Source organism: Bradyrhizobium sp. Bra78, from assembly GCF_024519855.1.
Lineage (GTDB): Bacteria > Pseudomonadota > Alphaproteobacteria > Rhizobiales > Xanthobacteraceae > Bradyrhizobium > Bradyrhizobium japonicum_G.
In genome coordinates this window covers 584,465-600,899 of record NZ_JALJRE010000003.1, presented here as the reverse complement: position 1 = coordinate 600,899, position 16,435 = coordinate 584,465, and the positions used below count along the sequence as shown (strand labels likewise).

Sequence of the window (16,435 nt, the reverse complement as noted above, 5' to 3'; positions counted from 1 at the left end):
GAGTTTGAACGGCGTCAGAATCGACGAACAGGGCGAACAGAACGGCGTCAGGAGCGACGGACAGGGCGCACGGAGCGGCGCGAACAGCGGAATGAGGGTGCTGCCGAAGAGAAAAAGTAGCCGCGCGCCCCAGCACGTCGCAAGAAACCAATTAGGAGCAAGAGCATGAAAAGATCAACGATGCTCGGAGCGGCCCTCGGTGCAGCAATATTGTGTTTGGCTCCGGTGTCGCTTCACTGGTCACCAGCCGGGACTGTCTCCATCTCCGTCGACAAAGCCGACGCTCGTGTCGGTCGCCCGCTCACACCTGGCAGCGTTGCGGGGGTTAATAGGCGAGTGCATCGGCGCGCGTATCGGCGCGGGTACTATGGAGCTGCTGTAGGCGCAGCTGCCGTCGGAGCAGCGGCCACGGGAGCGTACTATTACGGCCGACGCTGCGGTTACTATCCGTATCCGCCGTGCTATTGAGCGCGGCGTCGTTTGCGGGGCTCGACCGTTGGCATCAGCACTGCCGAGAAGCTTGACGCGCGTTGGACGTCGCCGATGCAATTGGCCTCATAGCCGATGCATTGCCGCGCACCATCGGTAGGCGTGTTGCGCGCCTGCATCGGCATGATCGAGCGAAGTCCGTTTCGCATTTTTGAAAGATGCAGCCGCCTCAATTGCGGCAAGGGACTCAGCTATTGATTCGCTCGGTAATCCAGCGTTCGTCGGCCTGGTCCACGATCCCTTAGAACTCACACCTGGATCGGCCAACGATGGGGGTGCAAGGGCGCTTGGTCCCCATCCGGGCGCCCTTGTGCTGAGGCACGCCTAGGCTCCGCGCCAGACGCGCAACACGCCCTCGCGAAAGCCGCCGACGAAATGGTCGGACGTATCCGATGGCAGAATTTGGCTGAGATCGTCGAACGAGCCGCTCACCATGGTCGCAAGCTCATGTGCTGAAGAATGCTCCGCCCATCGGCGCCCCAGCTCTAAACCCCGTTTGCGATCTTCCTCTGCGTCCATCGTCTCGGCTATCTTGCGCGTTAGCCGGCCCCGACGAAGTTGCTGACCGCGCCGGGGCCTTCTACGTTCTCGCCAAACTTAGGAAGCTTGGGGGCTGGAAAGATCGGCGAGGCGTATCGCAGAGAAGCACAATCCCGGTGCGTGGCTAGTGCACTTTGTGCCAATGCGAAGCGGGTGACCGGCATCCGTCGTTTCTATTGGCTGCCTCCAAGGGTACGCCCCAGTCGTTCCAGTTCCAGCGTGACGCAGAATAGCGCGAATAGCGACGCCACCAGTTGCAGCCCGCGACGGAACATGAGCCAGAGATCGGCGCCTTGATTGATCTCGGGCAAATGTCTGAAGAACACGACGCCGAACAGTGAGCCACCGAAAATGAAAGCAAGGCGCCCCAGAAAGAGAAACAGGTGGCTCAGGATCGGATTCGAGCGCTGAGGGGGAAGCGGAACGCATCGAAGGCGATACCAATAGGCGACTTGCATCGCAACGATCATGATTGGCGCTGCAAGATTGTCAGACCGTTCGTAAGGCAGCTGCTCACCGGGATAGGTCATCAGGTGCCTGAATTCGGGCAGCCCGTCCAAGATTATAAAGAGCGCTCCTGTCAGTTGACCCAGGAGAAGAAGCAAATAGAGGGCTCTCGATTTCAAGTTCGTCATGCCAAATACCCGTGAAAGCTTACTGTCAGCGCGGCTGTGCACGTAGGCGTCCTGTATTGGGTTTGGTGACGGCCCGCCGCGCTAAATTGGCACAAACTGCATAGCGCAAAGTCACATAGCTGCATCGCGGCTTCCCCTGATTGTGTCGACTTCCAAACAAGTGTGATGATCGTCTCATCGCCATCGGTCACGACCGGGACACTGATGAGCGCATGGGGACAACGTGCCTACAGCTGAACAATGCCGCGCTTATGCCGTCGATTACAAACTACTTGCCGCTGATCCGAGGAATTCCGCCCGTCGAGCGACTGTGCTGACGAACATCTCACGGAGCTGGGCAGGGCTTGCGAGTCAGCTTGAGAACCTTGCAGAGATCGCGAGGTCGGAAGGCATGTGAGATCGCCTTGCGTCAAAGGGGGCTGGTCGGCGAGTCTCCATCCGCACTTGGCGGTTGTCTCTTCGTGAGCGGGTTCTTGAGTGCTTTGCGCATCGCCGTCCCGTCCGCGATGAATTGGTAGCGACGACCAAGGCTCGCGCGGTTTTCGCAGGAGCTTGAACCATCTGCTTCGTGTTGGCGACCAAGAGCCAATCATGTTCGACGATCTGATGAATCTCTTGATTGTTGTGTCTTTTGGCTTTCCCGCCATGCCATGGTTGTTTGGTGCGCGATGGGGGGCGAGAGGAGTTTGGCTCAGTACAGGATTGGCCGTAGTCATCCTGCTGTGTTTTTTTCCAATATTGTTTTGGGTTGCATGCGGTGCCTGTGGGCAGGGTGCGATAGCCATTTTTGTGCTGGGGCCGATCTGGATTGCATCGGCATTGCTTACAGTCACTTCGGCGGCGGTCGCTTACTACAAATTCGCGCGCTAATTTCCGCAAGACCGCGAGGGCGCTGGGGTGACGATACCGCCCACGCTGGGCATCGCAGATGAAGTGATTGAGTAAGGCATCGCACACAATTCCTCGCACTGCCCGACGGGCAAAACACGCCACATGCAGGTCAAGGGACAGGCCCGCAAATATTCTGATTGATCGAATTCTTAGCTTCGGGTAAACCGTAAAACATCCCGGCCCGCCAAAGGGGCGTTTCGCGATCGTCACGATACGTGAGCCGGAATGCGATGGACGCGGCAGCGCCGGCGCGTGACGAGGTGGCAGGGCGGGCTACGCCTGTGAGCCATCGCGATCCGCGTGAACGACCCGGCGCGGTCACAGCGTTTCTTTTCGGCTTCGGGAGCGAGCACGCGCAAGCTTCCGGATGTCCGGGGAGGGACGTCCGCGGACGGCAAAAGCGTGTGGTCCTGACGCCCGGGGTCTGTGCGTCAAGGCTTGCGGTGGTGTGAGCTGCCCGACCGGGTGGCGCATCGGTCAGCCGCAAGGCGACGGGGGCAATAGTGCATCGCTCCCCGGGGAGAGCGCGCCATAAGCCGTAAAACCATTGCGCAGGGAAGGCTGGGATGTCCCGGCATCACCTGTGGTCACCCCGCGTGCGTTTCCCGCGTGCGGACCCTGGGTGCCAGCCGGCGCCCGGCCTTCCCTGCGCCCTTTTTTCTCGATGAGGGCGAAACGGATCGCAAAGCTCGGGCGCCTGCGCCGCGAGACCGCGGAGGGGCGTGCGCCCGTCAGCAAGGTGCATTCCAGCCCACGACCGGTGGCGTTGCCGCGCCGCCCCCAACTTCATCTTGCGCTGCGGCAAAAAACTTGCACACTCGGTTGAGCCGGGCAGCCAAGCGAGCTCGAACCAGGGGAGCGAGCCATGTCCCTCCAGACATTACCATCCGACACCGCAGATCAACGTCCCAACCGCCCCGAGGACGCCCAGGCGCTGGAAGCGGATGTGCGGCTGCGGGACGACATCCGCCTGCTCGGGCGCATCCTCGGCGATACCGTGCGCGACCAGGAGGGTGCCGATGTGTTCGACCTGGTCGAGCGCATCCGGCAGACCTCGATCCGGTTCCACCGCGATGAGGACCGGACCGCCCGCCGCGAGCTCGAGCAGATCCTCGACAGCATGTCGACCTCGGAGACGGTGCGGATCGTCCGCGCCTTCAGCTATTTCTCCCACCTCGCCAACATCGCCGAGGACCAGAACAACATTCGCCAGATGCGCGCCAACAAGGGGGGCGGCTCCGGCGTGCTGGCCGAGACGCTCGCCCATGCCAGGGCCGCGGGCATCGACCCCGACGCCTTGCGCAACTTCTTCAAGAGCGCGCTCGTCAGCCCGGTCCTGACCGCGCACCCGACCGAGGTTCGCCGCAAGAGCACGATGGACCGCGAGATGGAGGTCGCCAGCCTGCTCGACCGCCGCGAGCGCGTCGCGCTGACGGCGGACGAGACCGCCGCCAGCGACGAGCAGCTTCGCCGCGAGGTGCTGACGCTGTGGCAGACCAATCTGCTCCGCCGGACCAAGCTCACCGTGCTCGACGAGGTCGCCAACGGCCTGTCGTTCTACGATTACACGTTCCTGCGCGAGGTGCCGCGGCTGGTCAACACGCTGGAGGACCGGCTGGAGGAGGGCGGCGAGCAGGCCGCCGGCGAGCTCGCCTCGTTCCTGCGCATGGGCAGCTGGATCGGCGGCGACCGCGACGGCAATCCCTTCGTCACCGCCGACGTGATGCGCGGCACCCTGCGGCTGCAGTCGAGCCGGGTGATGCAGTTCTATCTGAACGAGCTGCACGTGCTCGGCTCGGAGCTGTCGATCGCGGCGCATCTTGCCGATATCTCCGAGGAGCTGCGCACGCTGGCGGAGCGCTCGCCCGATACCTCGCCGCACCGGAGCGGCGAGCCCTATCGGCTCGCGGTCTCCGGCATCTATGCGCGCCTGACTGCGACGGCCGAAATGCTTCAGGTCGAGATCACGCGCCGGCCTGTCGGCAAGGGCAAGCCTTACGAGAGCGTGAAGGAGCTGCAGGCCGATCTCGACGTGCTGCACCGCTCGCTGATCTCCAACAACGCCCGCGTCATCGCCCGCGGCCGGCTGCGGCTGCTGCGGCGCGCGGTGGACTGCTTCGGCTTCCATCTGGCGCGGCTCGACATCCGCCAGAACTCGGCGGTGCACGAGCGCACCATCGCCGAGCTGATGGACGCCGCCAATCCCGGCATGTCCTATCTCGCACTGGGCGAGGAGGCGCGCATCTCGCTGCTCACCAACGAGTTGCGCTCAACGCGCTCGCTGGTGTCGCCGTTCGTCAAGTACAGCGACGAGACCATGGGCGAGCTCAACGTGTTCCATGCCGCCGCGGAGGCGCATGCGAAGTTCGGCTCCGACGCCATTCCCCAATGCATCATCTCGATGTGCAAGAGCATGTCCGACATGCTCGAGGTCGCGGTGCTCCTGAAGGAGGTCGGCCTCGTCCATCCCTCCGGGCGCAGCGCCATCAACATCGTGCCGCTGTTCGAGACCATCGAGGATTTGCAGGCCTCCTCCGGCATCATGGACCGGATGCTGTCGCTGCACGATTACCGGCGCCTGGTCGACAGCCGCGGCAGCGTGCAGGAGGTCATGCTCGGCTATTCGGACTCGAACAAGGACGGCGGTTTCGTCACCTCGGGCTGGGAGCTCTACAAGGCGGAGATCAATCTCGTCGACGTGTTCGAGCGGCATCACGTACGCCTGCGCCTGTTCCACGGCCGCGGCGGCTCGGTCGGTCGCGGCGGCGGCCCGAGCTATGATGCCATCATCGCGCAGCCCGGCGGCGCGGTGAACGGGCAGATCCGCATCACCGAGCAGGGCGAGATCATCTCGTCGAAATATTCCAATGCCGAGGTCGGCCGCAACAACCTGGAGATCCTGGCCGCCGCGACGCTGGAGGCGAGCCTCTTGCATCCGCGCCAGAGCGCGCCGCGACGCGAATACCTGACCGCGATGGACGAGCTTTCGAATCTCGCCTTCAAGGCCTATCGCGGCCTCGTCTACGAGACCGATGGTTTCGTCGATTACTTCTGGGCGTCCACCGTGATCAACGAGATCGCGACGCTGAACATCGGCAGCCGTCCGGCCTCGCGCAAGAAGACCCGCGCAATCGAGGATTTGCGCGCCATCCCCTGGGTGTTTTCCTGGGCGCAATGCCGCCTGATGCTGCCGGGCTGGTACGGCTTCGGCAGCGCGGTCGAGCAGTGGATCGCCGAGCATCCCGACAAGGGCATGCCGTTCCTGAAAGAGCTCTACAGGGAATGGCCGTTCTTCCGCATGCTGCTGTCGAACATGGACATGGTGCTCGCCAAGAGCTCGATCGCGATCGCCTCGCGCTATGCCGAGCTGGTGCCGGACGAAGCCCTGCGCGAAAAGATTTTCGGCCGCATCCGCCGCGAATGGCATTCCTGCATCGAGACGCTGCTGGACATCATGGGCCAGGATCGCCTGCTGCAGGGCAACCCGCTGCTGGAGCGCTCGGTGCGCCACCGTTTCCCCTATCTCGATCCGCTCAACCACGTGCAGGTCGAGCTGCTGAAAGAGCATCGCGCGCAGAACCCGGATGAGCAGGTGCTGCGCGGGATCCAGCTCACCATCAACGGCATCTCGGCGGGCTTGAGGAATACGGGGTAAGTGTTCACCTCTCCCCGCAAGCTGGTGAGAGGTGAAGCCAGGTCAGACCGGATCCCAGGGGAAGATGTCGGCGGAGCGGTCGAGCTTGTAGAACGAGCCCTTCAGCGCCGGCATGCCGTGTTCCGCGATCGATTGCGGCGTCCAGCCTTCGCTCCGATGCACCGAGCGCAGCGGCCTGTTCTGGCTGAACAGGAACAGCTCGTTCATGCGTGCGCCAAAAATCTGCCCGCTGACGTCCTTGGCGGCATCGGAGAGCAGATAGGCGCAGATCGGCGCGATCTTCTCCGGTCCCATCTGCTTGATCTTCTCGACGCGCGCCTTCTCGGCTTCGGTCTCGGTCGGGATGGTGCCGATCATGCGCGTCCAGGCGAACGGCGATACGCAGTTGGAGCGGACGTTGAAGCGGCCCATGTCGAGCGCAATGGATTTGGAGAGTCCGACGATGCCGAGCTTGGCGGCGGCGTAGTTGGCCTGGCCGAAATTGCCGATCAGGCCCGAAGTCGAGGTGAAGTGCACGAAGGAGCCGCTCTCCTGCTCGCGGAAAATGCGCGCCGCGGCGTGGCTGACATAGAACGAGCCCATCAAATGGACCTTGATGACGGCCTCGAAGGCTTCCACGCTCATCTTGTGGAAGATCATGTCGCGCAGGATGCCGGCATTGTTGACGACGCCGTCGAGCCGGCCGAAATGATCGGTCGCGGTCTTCACGATCTTGCTCGCGGGGATCGCTTCCGCCACCGACTCGAAATTGGCAACCGCGGTGCCGCCGCGCTTCTTGATCTCCTCGACCACCTCCTCGGCGGGCGTGGCGCTGGTGCCGGCGCCGTCGGCGGCGACGCCGGGATCGTTGACGACGACCTTGGCGCCCTCGCCCGCGCAGAGCAGCGCGATCTCGCGCCCGATGCCGCGGCCTGCGCCGGTGACGATGATGACCTTGTCTTGCAGTGATTTCGTCATGTGGATTCTCCGCTATGCGTTCCAAATTCCGCCGTCATTCCGGGATGCGCCGAAAGGCGCAGGCCCGGAATCCATAACCACGATCGGGAGTATGGATTTCGGGCTCGTAGCTTCGCGTCGCCCCGGAATGACAGGCATTACCTCTCGTTCGTAAACACGATCGTGCCGCTTGCGGCGAACATGCCGCCGACGCCGTGGCACACCGAAATCTTCGCGTTGGCGATTTGCGCCGGCGCGATGCCGCGCATCTGGCGCACGCTCTCCTGAAGCGCGTACATGCCGTACATGCCCGAATGCATGTAAGAGAGCCCGCCGCCATTGGTGTTGAGCGGCAGCTTGCCGCCGGGGCGCGTGTTGCCGTCGGCGATGAACTTGCCGGTCTCCTCATGCGGCATGAAGCCGAGGTCGCCGAGACCGAACAGCGGCAGATGCGCGAACGCATCGTAGATCATGAGATGGTCGACGTCCTTGTGCGCGATGCCGGCCTCCTTGAAGGCGAGGGGGCCCGCGGTCTTGAACGCGCGCGAGGAATTGAAGGTCTCCATCTGGCTGACCATCGGCGTCTCCACGCTCTCGCCGGTGCCCATGATGTAGACGGGCTTGCGCGGAAAATCCCTGGCGCGGTCGGCCGAGGTCAGGATCAGCGCGCCGCCGCCGTCGGTGACGAGGCAGCACTGCAGCAGGCGGAACGGGTAGGCGATCATGCGCGAGTTGAGCACGTCGGCGACCGTGATCGGGTCCTTCATCATCGCGCGCGGATTCTTCGCGGCCCATTCGCGCTGCACTACGGCCACCGAGGCAAGTTGTTCGTGGGTGATGCCGTAGGTCTTCATGAAGCGCAGCACGGGGATCGGGAACATGCTGGGCGGGCCGTAGACGCCGAACGGCGCCTCGAACTGGCCTTGCAGGCTGTCGGCGGGGATCGAGCGCGGCGCCTTGCCGATCATCGACTTGCCGCTCTCGGCATGGGTGATCAGCACGGTCTTGCAGAGGCCGGCCTCGATCGCCGCTGCGGCATGGCGGACGTGCAGCATGAAGGAGCAGCCGCCGACCGAGGTGCCGTCCACCCAGGTCGGCTTGATGCCGAGATAGTGGCAGACCTGCTGCGGCGTCTCGACCGCGGTGGCAAAACCGTCGATGTCGGACAGCTTCAGCCCGGCGTCCGCAATGGCATTGAGCGCCGCATCCGCGTGAAGCTGCAGCTGCGACACATTGGGGATGACGCCGAGTTCGGTGGTCTCGGCCGCGCCGACGACGGCAACCTGGTTGCTGCGCATGGCCTATCCCTTCGCCGGACGGAAAACGGGGAGGGTGATCTTGTCGTCAAGTGCCTCGAAGGCGACTTCGAGCTTCATGTCGAGTTCGAGTGCCTCCGGGGTCTGCGGGCAGTCGATGATGTTGCTCATCATCCGCGGCCCCTCGGCGAGCTCGACCACCGCGATGGCGTAAGGCGGCGTGAAACCGGGCGCGGCGGGGCGGTGGTTGATCACGTAGCTGTAGAGAAAGCCCTTGCCGCTCGCCTTGAAGATGCTGACCTTGCGCGAGGCGCAGGACGGGCAGAACGGCCGCGGCGGGAAGTAGACATGCGCGCAGGCGTCGCAGCGCTGCAGGCGCAATTCGCCCGCCTTGGTGCCGTCCCAGAAATGCTGGGTCTCCGGCGTCGGTTTCGGTCGTGCGCGTTGCGGTTCGGCCATGTCGGCAGATCCTCCCAAAGGCTCAGGTTTCAGACCTGCCTGTTTCAATCTTGATGCGACAATCGACCATGGCGCGTCAACGGTCCAGCAATGCGCATGCATGCCATCATGCGCACAATGCTTGTGTCGAACTGAGGCCGCGCTATAGATTGCGCGCAAATATTCCGTGAGACAGACATGCCCGATTTTCCGACACTGGCGAAGCTCGCCGAAGACCTCGAAAGCGGCCACACGACCTCCCGCAAGCTGGTCGAGGCGTGCCTCGCCAAAATCGCCGATCCCGCCGGCGAGGGCCGGCGCACCTTCGTTCATGTCGACAAGGAGGCCGCGCTCGCGGCGGCGGATGCCATGGACGGCTTGCGCAAGGCGAAGGCCACGCCGTCGCGCTATGCCGGTATCCCGGTCTCGATCAAGGATCTGTTCGACATCAGGGGCCAGGTGACGCGCGCCGGCTCCCGCGCGCTCGACGATTCTGCGCCGGCCGAGCAGGATGCCGCCACGGTGGCGCGGCTGCGCAAGGCCGGCTTCGTGGTGATCGGCCGGACCAACATGACCGAGTTCGCCTATTCCGGCATCGGCATCAATCCGCACTATGGCACACCGAAGGGCGGCTGGAACCGGGCTGCGGGCCACGTCCCCGGCGGCTCGTCGTCGGGCGCCGCAGTGTCCGTGCTCGACGGCATGGCGCATGGCGCGCTCGGCACCGACACCGGCGGCTCCTGCCGGATTCCGGCCGCCTATAACGGCATCGTCGGCTACAAGCCGACGCAGCGCCGCGTGCCGCTCGACGGCTCCGTGCCGCTGTCGTTCTCACTCGACAGCATCGGGCCGCTGGCGCGATCGGTCAGTTGCTGTGCCATTCTCGATGCCGTGCTCGCGAACGAGCCGATCGCCCCGCTGAAGCCGCGGCCGGTCCGGGGTATGCGGTTGGCCGTGCCGACCGCGATCGCGCTCGATGACCTCGATGCAGCGGTTGCCGAAACCTTCGAGCGCGCGCTCAAGACGCTTTCCGATCATGGTGCGATCGTCGAGCGCATCGAGATGGCCGAGTTCCACGACATCGGCCCGATGAATGCCAAGGGCGGCTTCGCGGCCTCCGAGAGCTACGCCTGGCATCGCTATCTGATCACGGCCAAGGGCGACGTCTACGACCCCCGCGTGTCCGTGCGCATCATGCGCGGCGAGGCGCAGAGCGCGGCCGACTATATCGATCTCCTCAACGAGCGCCGCTCGCTGATCGCGCGCGTCAACGCGCGCATCGCGCCCTATGACGCGCTGGTGCTGCCGACCGCCGCCAATACGCCGCCGAAGATCGCGGATCTTGCCGACGACAAGGCATTCACCAGGGAAAACCTGCGGGCGCTCCGCAATTGCACCCTGATCAACATGATCGACGGCTGCGCCATCTCGCTGCCTGCACATCGCGAAGGCGACGTTCCGGTCGGCCTGATGCTGGCGGGTGCGGGCGGGGCGGATCGTCGTATTTTTGAACTAGCTGCCGGCATGGAGGCCGTAATTCGTGTTTGACCTGACTTTCATCGTCGACGCCCAGGACACCACCACGCCGCTGACGCTGGCGATCGACCAGATGGTCATCGCCGGCTGGACCGGCCGCGACACGATCGCGCGCGACAAGCACATCGCCGAGCTGGAGGCCATGGGCATCGCCCGGCCGGCCACGACGCCGATCTATTATCGCGCCTCGGCGCGGCGGCTGACCATGCAAGACCGCATCGAATGCTGCGGCGGCGACTCCTCCGGCGAGGTCGAATTCGTGCTGATCGGCTGGCAGGGCCGCACCTTCGTCGGCTGCGGCTCCGACCACACCGACCGCAAGGTCGAGGCTTACAACGTCACTGTCTCAAAACAGATGTGCGACAAGCCGATCGCCTCGACGCTGTGGGAGCTCGAGGACGTCATCGGCCATTGGGACAGGATGATCCTGCGCTCCTGGGCCACGATCAATGGCGAGCGCGTGCTGTATCAGGAGGGCACGCTGGACGCGATGCTGCCGATCGCGGACCTCGTCGCGCGCGGCTTCGAAGGTGGGAGGCTGCCAGACGGCTGCGCCATGTTCGGCGGCACCTTTGCGGCCAAGGGCGGAATCCGTCCGGCTGACCGGTTCGACTTCGAGCTTGAGGACCCCGTGCTGAAGCGGACGATCAAGCACGGCTACGACGTGACGACGCTGCCGGTGAGGGGCTGATCTGCCTCCGCACCGTCATTACGAGCGAAGCGTAGCAATCCAGGCTGATTCCGCGGAGGGATTCTGGATTGCTTCGTCGCAACGGCTCCTCGCAATCACGGGGAGGCAGTCGGAAATCGGGTGGCGCAAGGTCGATCGATCCTGCGAAGGTCGTGGCCATGACAGCAACAGCACGCAAATCGCCTCACAACCCGTCCGCCGACCTCACCGCCCATGTCGATGCCCTCGACTGGGCCGAGATCACCACCGAGCTCGACTCCCAGGGCTGCGCCGTCCTGAAAGGCCTGCTCACACCGGGCGAATGCCGCGCCGTCGCCGAGCTCTATCCCGACGATGCCAACTTCCGCAGCCGCATCGTCATGGGCCGCCACGGCTTTGGCCGCGGCGAATACAAATATTTCACCTATCCGCTTCCCGATCTGATCGCGCAGTTGCGCCCGGCGCTCTACGCGCACCTGCGAGGCGTCGCCAATCGGTGGAACGAGGCGATGGGGATCGACATCCGCTACCCCGCCGGGCATGCGGCGTTCCTGAAGCGCTGCCACGAGGCGGGGCAGGCGCGGCCGACGCCGCTGCTGCTGCAATATGAGGCCGGCGACTTCAACTGCCTGCACCAGGACCTCTATGGCGAGCACGTGTTCCCGCTCCAGGTCGCGATCCTCTTGTCCGAGCCGGGGCGCGATTTCACCGGCGGCGAGTTCGTGCTGACCGAGCAGCGCCCGCGCATGCAGTCCCGCGCCGAGGTGGTGCCGCTGGCGCAGGGCGACGCCGTCGCCTTCGCTGTGCATCATCGCCCGGTGCAGGGGACGCGCGGCACCTACCGGGTTAATCTGCGCCATGGCGTCAGCCGTATCAGGTCCGGCCAGCGCCACACATTGGGTGTGATTTTTCATGATGCCAAATGAGCGCAGGCGTTGACGGCTGATCTGTTCGACAGCGTTGCCGAGGCGCAGCCGTCGCGTGAGGAGATCGCCGACGGTGCCGTGTTGTTGCGCGGGTTCGTCAAGCCGATTGAGGACGAATTGATCGCCGCGGTGCGTGCGATCGTGGCACTGTCGCCGTTCCGCCGGATGACGACGCCGGGCGGCTACCAGATGTCGGTGGCCATGACCAATTGTGGCGAGCGCGGCTGGATCACCGATCACACCGGCTATCGCTACGATCCCATCGACCCGAAGACCGCCGCGCCCTGGCCGGCGATGCCGCCCGTGTTCCGCGATCTCGCGCGCCGCGCGGCGGAGCAGGGCGGCTTCGAAGGCTTTGCGCCCGATGCCTGCCTCGTCAATCGCTACGAGCCCGGCACGCGGCTGTCGTTGCATCAGGACAAGGACGAGCTGGACTATTCGGCGCCGATCGTCTCGGTCTCGCTCGGGCTGCCCGCGACCTTCCTGTTCGGTGGCCTGGCGCGCAGCGACAAGCCGCGCCGCTTCCGGCTCGTGCATGGCGACGTCGTGGTCTGGGGCGGGGCTAGCCGGCTCGCCTATCACGGTGTGGCGCCGCTTGCCGACGGCGAGCATGTGCTGCTCGGGCGGAAACGGATCAATTTGACCTTCCGAAAGGTCCGTTGACGCGTTTTCTCACAGCCCTCACTCGTCTAAGCTTGGGGGCGGGGGAGGCCGCGACATGGCGACTAGACAGATATCGGCCGACACCGGGACGGCCAACCGCACGGGCCTGTATCTGGCTGTGCTGCAGCTGGTGTTCACGCTGGGGTGGACCACTTACGTCATCTATCTGCCAAAACTCGCGGCTGAGGTCGGCATTGCACCCTCCGCTGTCATCCTCATCCTGATGCTGGACCAGGCGATCTTCACAATTGCCGACACCGCGATGGGGGTCGCGGCCGACAAGATCGCGCCCTATGTCGGCAGGCTTGGCCTGTTCGTCGCGCTCGTGGCCGCGATCTCGTGCGGCGCGTTCGTGGCGCTGCCCTTCGTCGCCGGAGCAGGCGTGGCCGCGCAGGGTTGGTTCATTGCGCTGATCGTGGTGTGGTCGATCGCGTCCTCCGCGCTACGCGCGCCGCCGCTGACCTTGCTCGGCAAATACCGCGCCAGGCCTCAGGTGCCGTTCCTTGCGGCGCTGGCCCTGCTGGGCTATGGCGTCGCCGGCGCCGTCTCGCCCTATCTGGGGGTGGTGCTGCGCGAGCACGATGCGCGGCTGCCGTTCGTGATCTCCAGCGTCGCGCTGCTGCTCACGGCGCTCGCGATGTCGCGGATCGAATACGATGTCGCGCGCGACACGCCGCCGCCGACACCGGCCGAGGCGGCAAAGCCGCTCGGCATCACGTCCATCATCTTCATCGTTGCGACGGTCGCGCTGGCGCTCGGTTATCAGCTGCACTTTGCCATGAACAGCGCGCCGTTTTATCTGCGCTTTGTAAGGCCTGACGAGCTGCAATGGCTGATGCCGGTGTTCTGGATCGGCTTCAACATCGCGATGTTTCCGGCGAGCCTCGTCGTCAAGCACCGTGGCGGCCTGATCGTGATGGGCGCCGCCGGCCTGTGCGGCGCGGTTGCGATCGTGGCGGCGGAGCTTGCCGGCAGCCTCGACACGCTGGTCGTCGCTCAGTTTCTCGCCGGAGCCGCGTGGGGCTGCATGCTGATGAGCGCGATCTCGGCCGCGCTTGCGATCGGCTCGACCGGCGCGGAAGGCAAGGTGACGGGCCTCGTGTTCTCGGCGCTGGCCCTCGGCACCTTCGCACGGATGGCCGCGGTCGCCGGCGGCTTGCAGAAGATGCCGGACTACGCACCGCTGCTGCACTGGGCCCCGGTCGCCTGCTGGTCGGTCGCAGGCGCCGGCTTGCTGGTGATTGCGGCCGCGCGACTTCAGGGAACGCCCGGCCTCAAGGCTTCGGCGGGTGGATGAACGTCCACGGGCTGACCTCGGAGTCCCGCGGCACCTCGACCGAGATCAGATACGGCCCGCCATGCGCGAGTGCCTTCTCCATCGCCGCCTTGAACTGGTCCGGCGCCGTCACGCGCGCTGCTGCCACGCCAAATGACTCCGCGAGCTTGACGAAATCCGGGTTGACCAGATCGGACGCCACCACGCGGCCGTCAAAGCGTTCGCGCTGGTCGCGGCGAACGTTGCCATAGGCGTTGTTGTTGAACACCAGCGTCACCACGCCGATGTTGAACTGCACGGCCGTGGCAAGCTCCTGCACGCCGAACATGAAGCCGCCGTCGCCGGTGATCGCCACCACCGGCCTGTCGGGATTGGCGACCTTGGCCCCGAGCGCGGTCGGGAAGCCCGAGCCGAGCGTGCCCTGATAGCCCGAGGTGATGAAGGTGCGTGGCTCGTAGATTGGAAAGCCGTACCAGGAGGCGAAGCCGAACTGCGACAATTCATCGGTGACGATCGCGTTCGCCGGCAGCACCTCGCGCAGGATGTTGAGATACGCCATCTGCGGCTGGACGCGCTGGATCTCGGCTTGCGCCGTCGCGGTCGCCTCGCGGATTTCTCCCCGCCGGCCACTGGTCCTGGCATAGCCGGCCTTCGTCACGGCTGTGACGAGATCGGCCGTGCCGGCCTTGGCGTCGGCGACGATGGCGGCATCGGAGGCGAGGCGGCGCATCTCGGCCGGGTCGATATCGACGCGAATGGATTTCAGCCCCTGCGGCTGATACGGCCAGCGGAAGCCCGATGCCGGCAGCTCCGCGCGGGTGCCGATTGCGATCATCAGATCGGTCTTCGGCCACAGTCGGTAGGCCGCCGCCATGGTCAGGCCGAGCTCATGCGCATTGGAGACGATGCCGCGGCCGCTGCGGAAGGCGACGACTGGCGCATCGATCATCTCGGCGAGCTCGAGGATCTCCTCGCGCGCCTCGATCGCGCCGCTGCCGACGAAGATCATCGGCGCCTTGCTGTTCCTGATCAGCGTAGCTGCCTGCTTGACCAAATCAGGATCGGGCCGCGGCGCGGGCAGGGGCTCCAGCACTTGTGCCGCCGCCGTATCGGCTCGCTGGGTAAAGATATCCCACGGCATCTCGACCGAGGCGGGGCCACGCCGTCCGGATGTCATCTCCTGGAACGCGCGCGCCACCACCGTCGGCGCGTTGCCGGGATATTCGATCCGGTCGGCCCATTTCACATAGGTGCGCAAGGTCGCAAGCTGATCCGGCATCTCGTGCAGATGGCCGCGGCCCTTGCCCAGGAACTGCGTCGGCACCTGGCCGGTGACGCACAGCACCGGCTCGTTGCAGCCGAAGGCGGTCAGCAGCGCGGCGCTGGCATTGAGCACGCCGGGGCCGGGCACCACGCTGAACACGCCGGGCCGGCCGCTCGAGCGCGCATAGCCGAACGCCATGTAGCCGCAGGCCTGCTCGTGCCGCGCGCCGATCACCTTGAGCTGGGCCTGGTGGAAGGCGTCGAACAGGCCGTAGACCTGCGCGCCGGGCAGGCCGAACACGGTGTCGACGCCATGGGCGACAAGGCCGCTTACGATCGCTTCGCCGCCGGTGAGGGTAGTCATTGCACTATTCCACTTCGATGGTTCTTCAGGCTTCGTCGGCGACACCGTTGCGCAATTTTCCGATGCCCTCGGCCGCGACCTCGACGACGTCGCCGGGCTTCAGATAGCGCGGCGGATCGAACCGCGCACCTGCGCCGGTCGGCGTGCCCGTCACGATGACGTCACCGGGAACGAGCGTTGCGAAGGTCGAGATATAGCTGATGAGATAGCGGAACGGAAACATCAGCCGGCTGGTACGGTCATCCTGCCGCAGCTCGCCATTGACGTGGGTGGTGAGGCGGATGTCGGCAAGTTGAGATTCCCTCGTGTACGGCACCAGCCACGGGCCGAGGCTGCCGCTGGAATCGAAGTTCTTGCCCTGCGTCACGTTGAACTTGGCGTGGCGCAGCCAGTCGCGTACCGAGCCCTCGTTGCACAGCGTCAGCGCGGCGATGTGATCGAGCGCAGCACTTTCCGGGATGTGCCGGCCGGCTTTGCCGATCACCAGCACGATCTCGCCCTCGTAGTCGAGCTGCGCCGAGGCGCGCGGGCGCACCAGCGGCGTGTCGTGGCCGACGAAGGAGCGGGGCGAGCGCATGAACATGCTCGGATATTTCGGCGCGTCCTGGCCGTCCTTGTACTCGGCATTACGGTCGGGATAGTTGACGCCGATGCAGATGATTTTTTCTGGCGCGGGTATCGGCGGCAGCCAAATGATATCGCCAGGCGCATGGTCCGGCGCGCGGCCGGCGGCTTCTTCGGCAAGGCTTGCGAGCTTTCCAGCCGCGATCACCTCGCGCAGCGTCGGATAGTGTATGGCGTGGTGCGGGGAGAGATCGACGATGCCGTTCTCCAGGACGGCGCCGTAGCGGGTTTCACCCTTGACGGAGTAGGTGGCGAGGCGAGGTAGCTTCATCG

Annotated in this window: 14 protein-coding genes; 7 read left to right on the top strand and 7 right to left on the bottom strand. The window is 65.0% G+C overall.

What is annotated here, in order from left to right:
• Nucleotides 1-813: 813 nt before the first annotated feature.
• Both OC450_RS10105 and OC450_RS10100 read right to left on the bottom strand, forming a co-directional pair.
• The gene (locus OC450_RS10105) at nucleotides 814-1,008 is read right to left on the bottom strand and encodes a hypothetical protein (RefSeq protein WP_262047787.1); all 195 of its coding nucleotides are present in this window, start codon (nucleotides 1,006-1,008) and stop codon (nucleotides 814-816) included.
• Nucleotides 1,009-1,202: 194 nt separating this feature from the next.
• Entirely contained in the window at nucleotides 1,203-1,664 is a 462-nt protein-coding gene (locus tag OC450_RS10100; protein WP_256806393.1) for a hypothetical protein, read from the bottom strand.
• 591 nt (nucleotides 1,665-2,255) lie between these two features.
• Here OC450_RS10100 and OC450_RS10095 point away from each other — a divergent pair.
• Both OC450_RS10095 and ppc read left to right on the top strand, forming a co-directional pair.
• Nucleotides 2,256-2,534 (top strand): hypothetical protein, encoded by a 279-nt coding sequence (locus tag OC450_RS10095; RefSeq protein WP_262047786.1) that lies wholly within the window; start codon nucleotides 2,256-2,258, stop codon nucleotides 2,532-2,534.
• A gap of 886 nt (nucleotides 2,535-3,420) precedes the next feature.
• Nucleotides 3,421-6,210, top strand: a complete 2,790-nt coding sequence (ppc, locus tag OC450_RS10090; RefSeq protein WP_211382809.1) for a phosphoenolpyruvate carboxylase — start codon at nucleotides 3,421-3,423, stop codon at nucleotides 6,208-6,210.
• A gap of 42 nt (nucleotides 6,211-6,252) precedes the next feature.
• Here ppc and OC450_RS10085 read toward each other — a convergent pair whose 3' ends face one another.
• The 3 genes from OC450_RS10085 to OC450_RS10075 form a co-directional block, all read right to left on the bottom strand.
• Entirely contained in the window at nucleotides 6,253-7,167 is a 915-nt protein-coding gene (locus OC450_RS10085; protein ID WP_211382810.1) for an SDR family oxidoreductase, read from the bottom strand.
• 137 nt (nucleotides 7,168-7,304) lie between these two features.
• Nucleotides 7,305-8,444, bottom strand: a complete 1,140-nt coding sequence (locus OC450_RS10080) for a thiolase C-terminal domain-containing protein (RefSeq protein ID WP_211382811.1) — start codon at nucleotides 8,442-8,444, stop codon at nucleotides 7,305-7,307.
• Between the two features lie 3 nt (nucleotides 8,445-8,447).
• Nucleotides 8,448-8,861: a Zn-ribbon domain-containing OB-fold protein gene (locus tag OC450_RS10075; RefSeq protein WP_027568974.1), complete on the bottom strand. Its 414-nt coding sequence runs from the start codon at nucleotides 8,859-8,861 to the stop codon at nucleotides 8,448-8,450.
• Between the two features lie 177 nt (nucleotides 8,862-9,038).
• Between OC450_RS10075 and OC450_RS10070 the strand changes: the two genes are divergently transcribed.
• The 5 genes from OC450_RS10070 to OC450_RS10050 all read left to right on the top strand — a co-directional run bounded on the left by OC450_RS10070 (nucleotide 9,039) and on the right by OC450_RS10050 (nucleotide 13,932).
• Nucleotides 9,039-10,388: an amidase gene (locus OC450_RS10070; RefSeq protein WP_211382812.1), complete on the top strand. Its 1,350-nt coding sequence runs from the start codon at nucleotides 9,039-9,041 to the stop codon at nucleotides 10,386-10,388.
• Entirely contained in the window at nucleotides 10,381-11,067 is a 687-nt protein-coding gene (locus OC450_RS10065) for a DUF2848 domain-containing protein (RefSeq protein ID WP_211382813.1), read from the top strand. The genes OC450_RS10070 and OC450_RS10065 overlap by 8 nt, the downstream gene beginning before the upstream one ends.
• A gap of 158 nt (nucleotides 11,068-11,225) precedes the next feature.
• A complete protein-coding gene (locus tag OC450_RS10060) occupies nucleotides 11,226-11,972 on the top strand; it encodes a 2OG-Fe(II) oxygenase (protein WP_262047785.1) in 747 nt (248 codons plus the stop codon).
• A gap of 9 nt (nucleotides 11,973-11,981) precedes the next feature.
• On the top strand, nucleotides 11,982-12,635 hold the full coding sequence (gene alkB, locus OC450_RS10055) for a DNA oxidative demethylase AlkB (protein ID WP_211382815.1): 654 nt from the start codon (nucleotides 11,982-11,984) through the stop codon (nucleotides 12,633-12,635).
• Nucleotides 12,636-12,690: 55 nt separating this feature from the next.
• A complete protein-coding gene (locus OC450_RS10050; RefSeq protein ID WP_211382816.1) occupies nucleotides 12,691-13,932 on the top strand; it encodes an MFS transporter in 1,242 nt (413 codons plus the stop codon).
• Here the strand turns inward: OC450_RS10050 and OC450_RS10045 are convergent.
• Together OC450_RS10045 and OC450_RS10040 are read right to left on the bottom strand one after the other, a co-directional pair.
• Nucleotides 13,910-15,538 carry a thiamine pyrophosphate-dependent enzyme gene (locus OC450_RS10045; protein WP_256806390.1) on the bottom strand — a complete coding sequence of 543 codons (1,629 nt, stop codon included), beginning with the start codon at nucleotides 15,536-15,538 and terminating at the stop codon, nucleotides 13,910-13,912. The two genes, OC450_RS10050 and OC450_RS10045, sit on opposite strands and share 23 nt — an antisense overlap.
• Before the next feature lie 25 nt (nucleotides 15,539-15,563).
• Nucleotides 15,564-16,433 (bottom strand): fumarylacetoacetate hydrolase family protein, encoded by an 870-nt coding sequence (locus OC450_RS10040; RefSeq protein WP_211382818.1) that lies wholly within the window; start codon nucleotides 16,431-16,433, stop codon nucleotides 15,564-15,566.
• Between the last annotated feature and the right edge of the window lie 2 nt (nucleotides 16,434-16,435).

What these genes read in the sequence shown, in the direction of transcription:
- OC450_RS10105 (WP_262047787.1), bottom strand. Translation starts at nt 1,008, where the DNA reads ATGGACGCAGAGGAAGATCGCAAACGGGGTTTAGAGCTGGGGCGCCGA.
- OC450_RS10100 (WP_256806393.1), bottom strand. Translation starts at nt 1,664, where the DNA reads ATGACGAACTTGAAATCGAGAGCCCTCTATTTGCTTCTTCTCCTGGGT.
- OC450_RS10095 (WP_262047786.1), top strand. Translation starts at nt 2,256, where the DNA reads ATGTTCGACGATCTGATGAATCTCTTGATTGTTGTGTCTTTTGGCTTT.
- ppc (WP_211382809.1), top strand. Translation starts at nt 3,421, where the DNA reads ATGTCCCTCCAGACATTACCATCCGACACCGCAGATCAACGTCCCAAC.
- OC450_RS10085 (WP_211382810.1), bottom strand. Translation starts at nt 7,167, where the DNA reads ATGACGAAATCACTGCAAGACAAGGTCATCATCGTCACCGGCGCAGGC.
- OC450_RS10080 (WP_211382811.1), bottom strand. Translation starts at nt 8,444, where the DNA reads ATGCGCAGCAACCAGGTTGCCGTCGTCGGCGCGGCCGAGACCACCGAA.
- OC450_RS10075 (WP_027568974.1), bottom strand. Translation starts at nt 8,861, where the DNA reads ATGGCCGAACCGCAACGCGCACGACCGAAACCGACGCCGGAGACCCAG.
- OC450_RS10070 (WP_211382812.1), top strand. Translation starts at nt 9,039, where the DNA reads ATGCCCGATTTTCCGACACTGGCGAAGCTCGCCGAAGACCTCGAAAGC.
- OC450_RS10060 (WP_262047785.1), top strand. Translation starts at nt 11,226, where the DNA reads ATGACAGCAACAGCACGCAAATCGCCTCACAACCCGTCCGCCGACCTC.
- OC450_RS10050 (WP_211382816.1), top strand. Translation starts at nt 12,691, where the DNA reads ATGGCGACTAGACAGATATCGGCCGACACCGGGACGGCCAACCGCACG.
- OC450_RS10045 (WP_256806390.1), bottom strand. Translation starts at nt 15,538, where the DNA reads ATGACTACCCTCACCGGCGGCGAAGCGATCGTAAGCGGCCTTGTCGCC.
- OC450_RS10040 (WP_211382818.1), bottom strand. Translation starts at nt 16,433, where the DNA reads ATGAAGCTACCTCGCCTCGCCACCTACTCCGTCAAGGGTGAAACCCGC.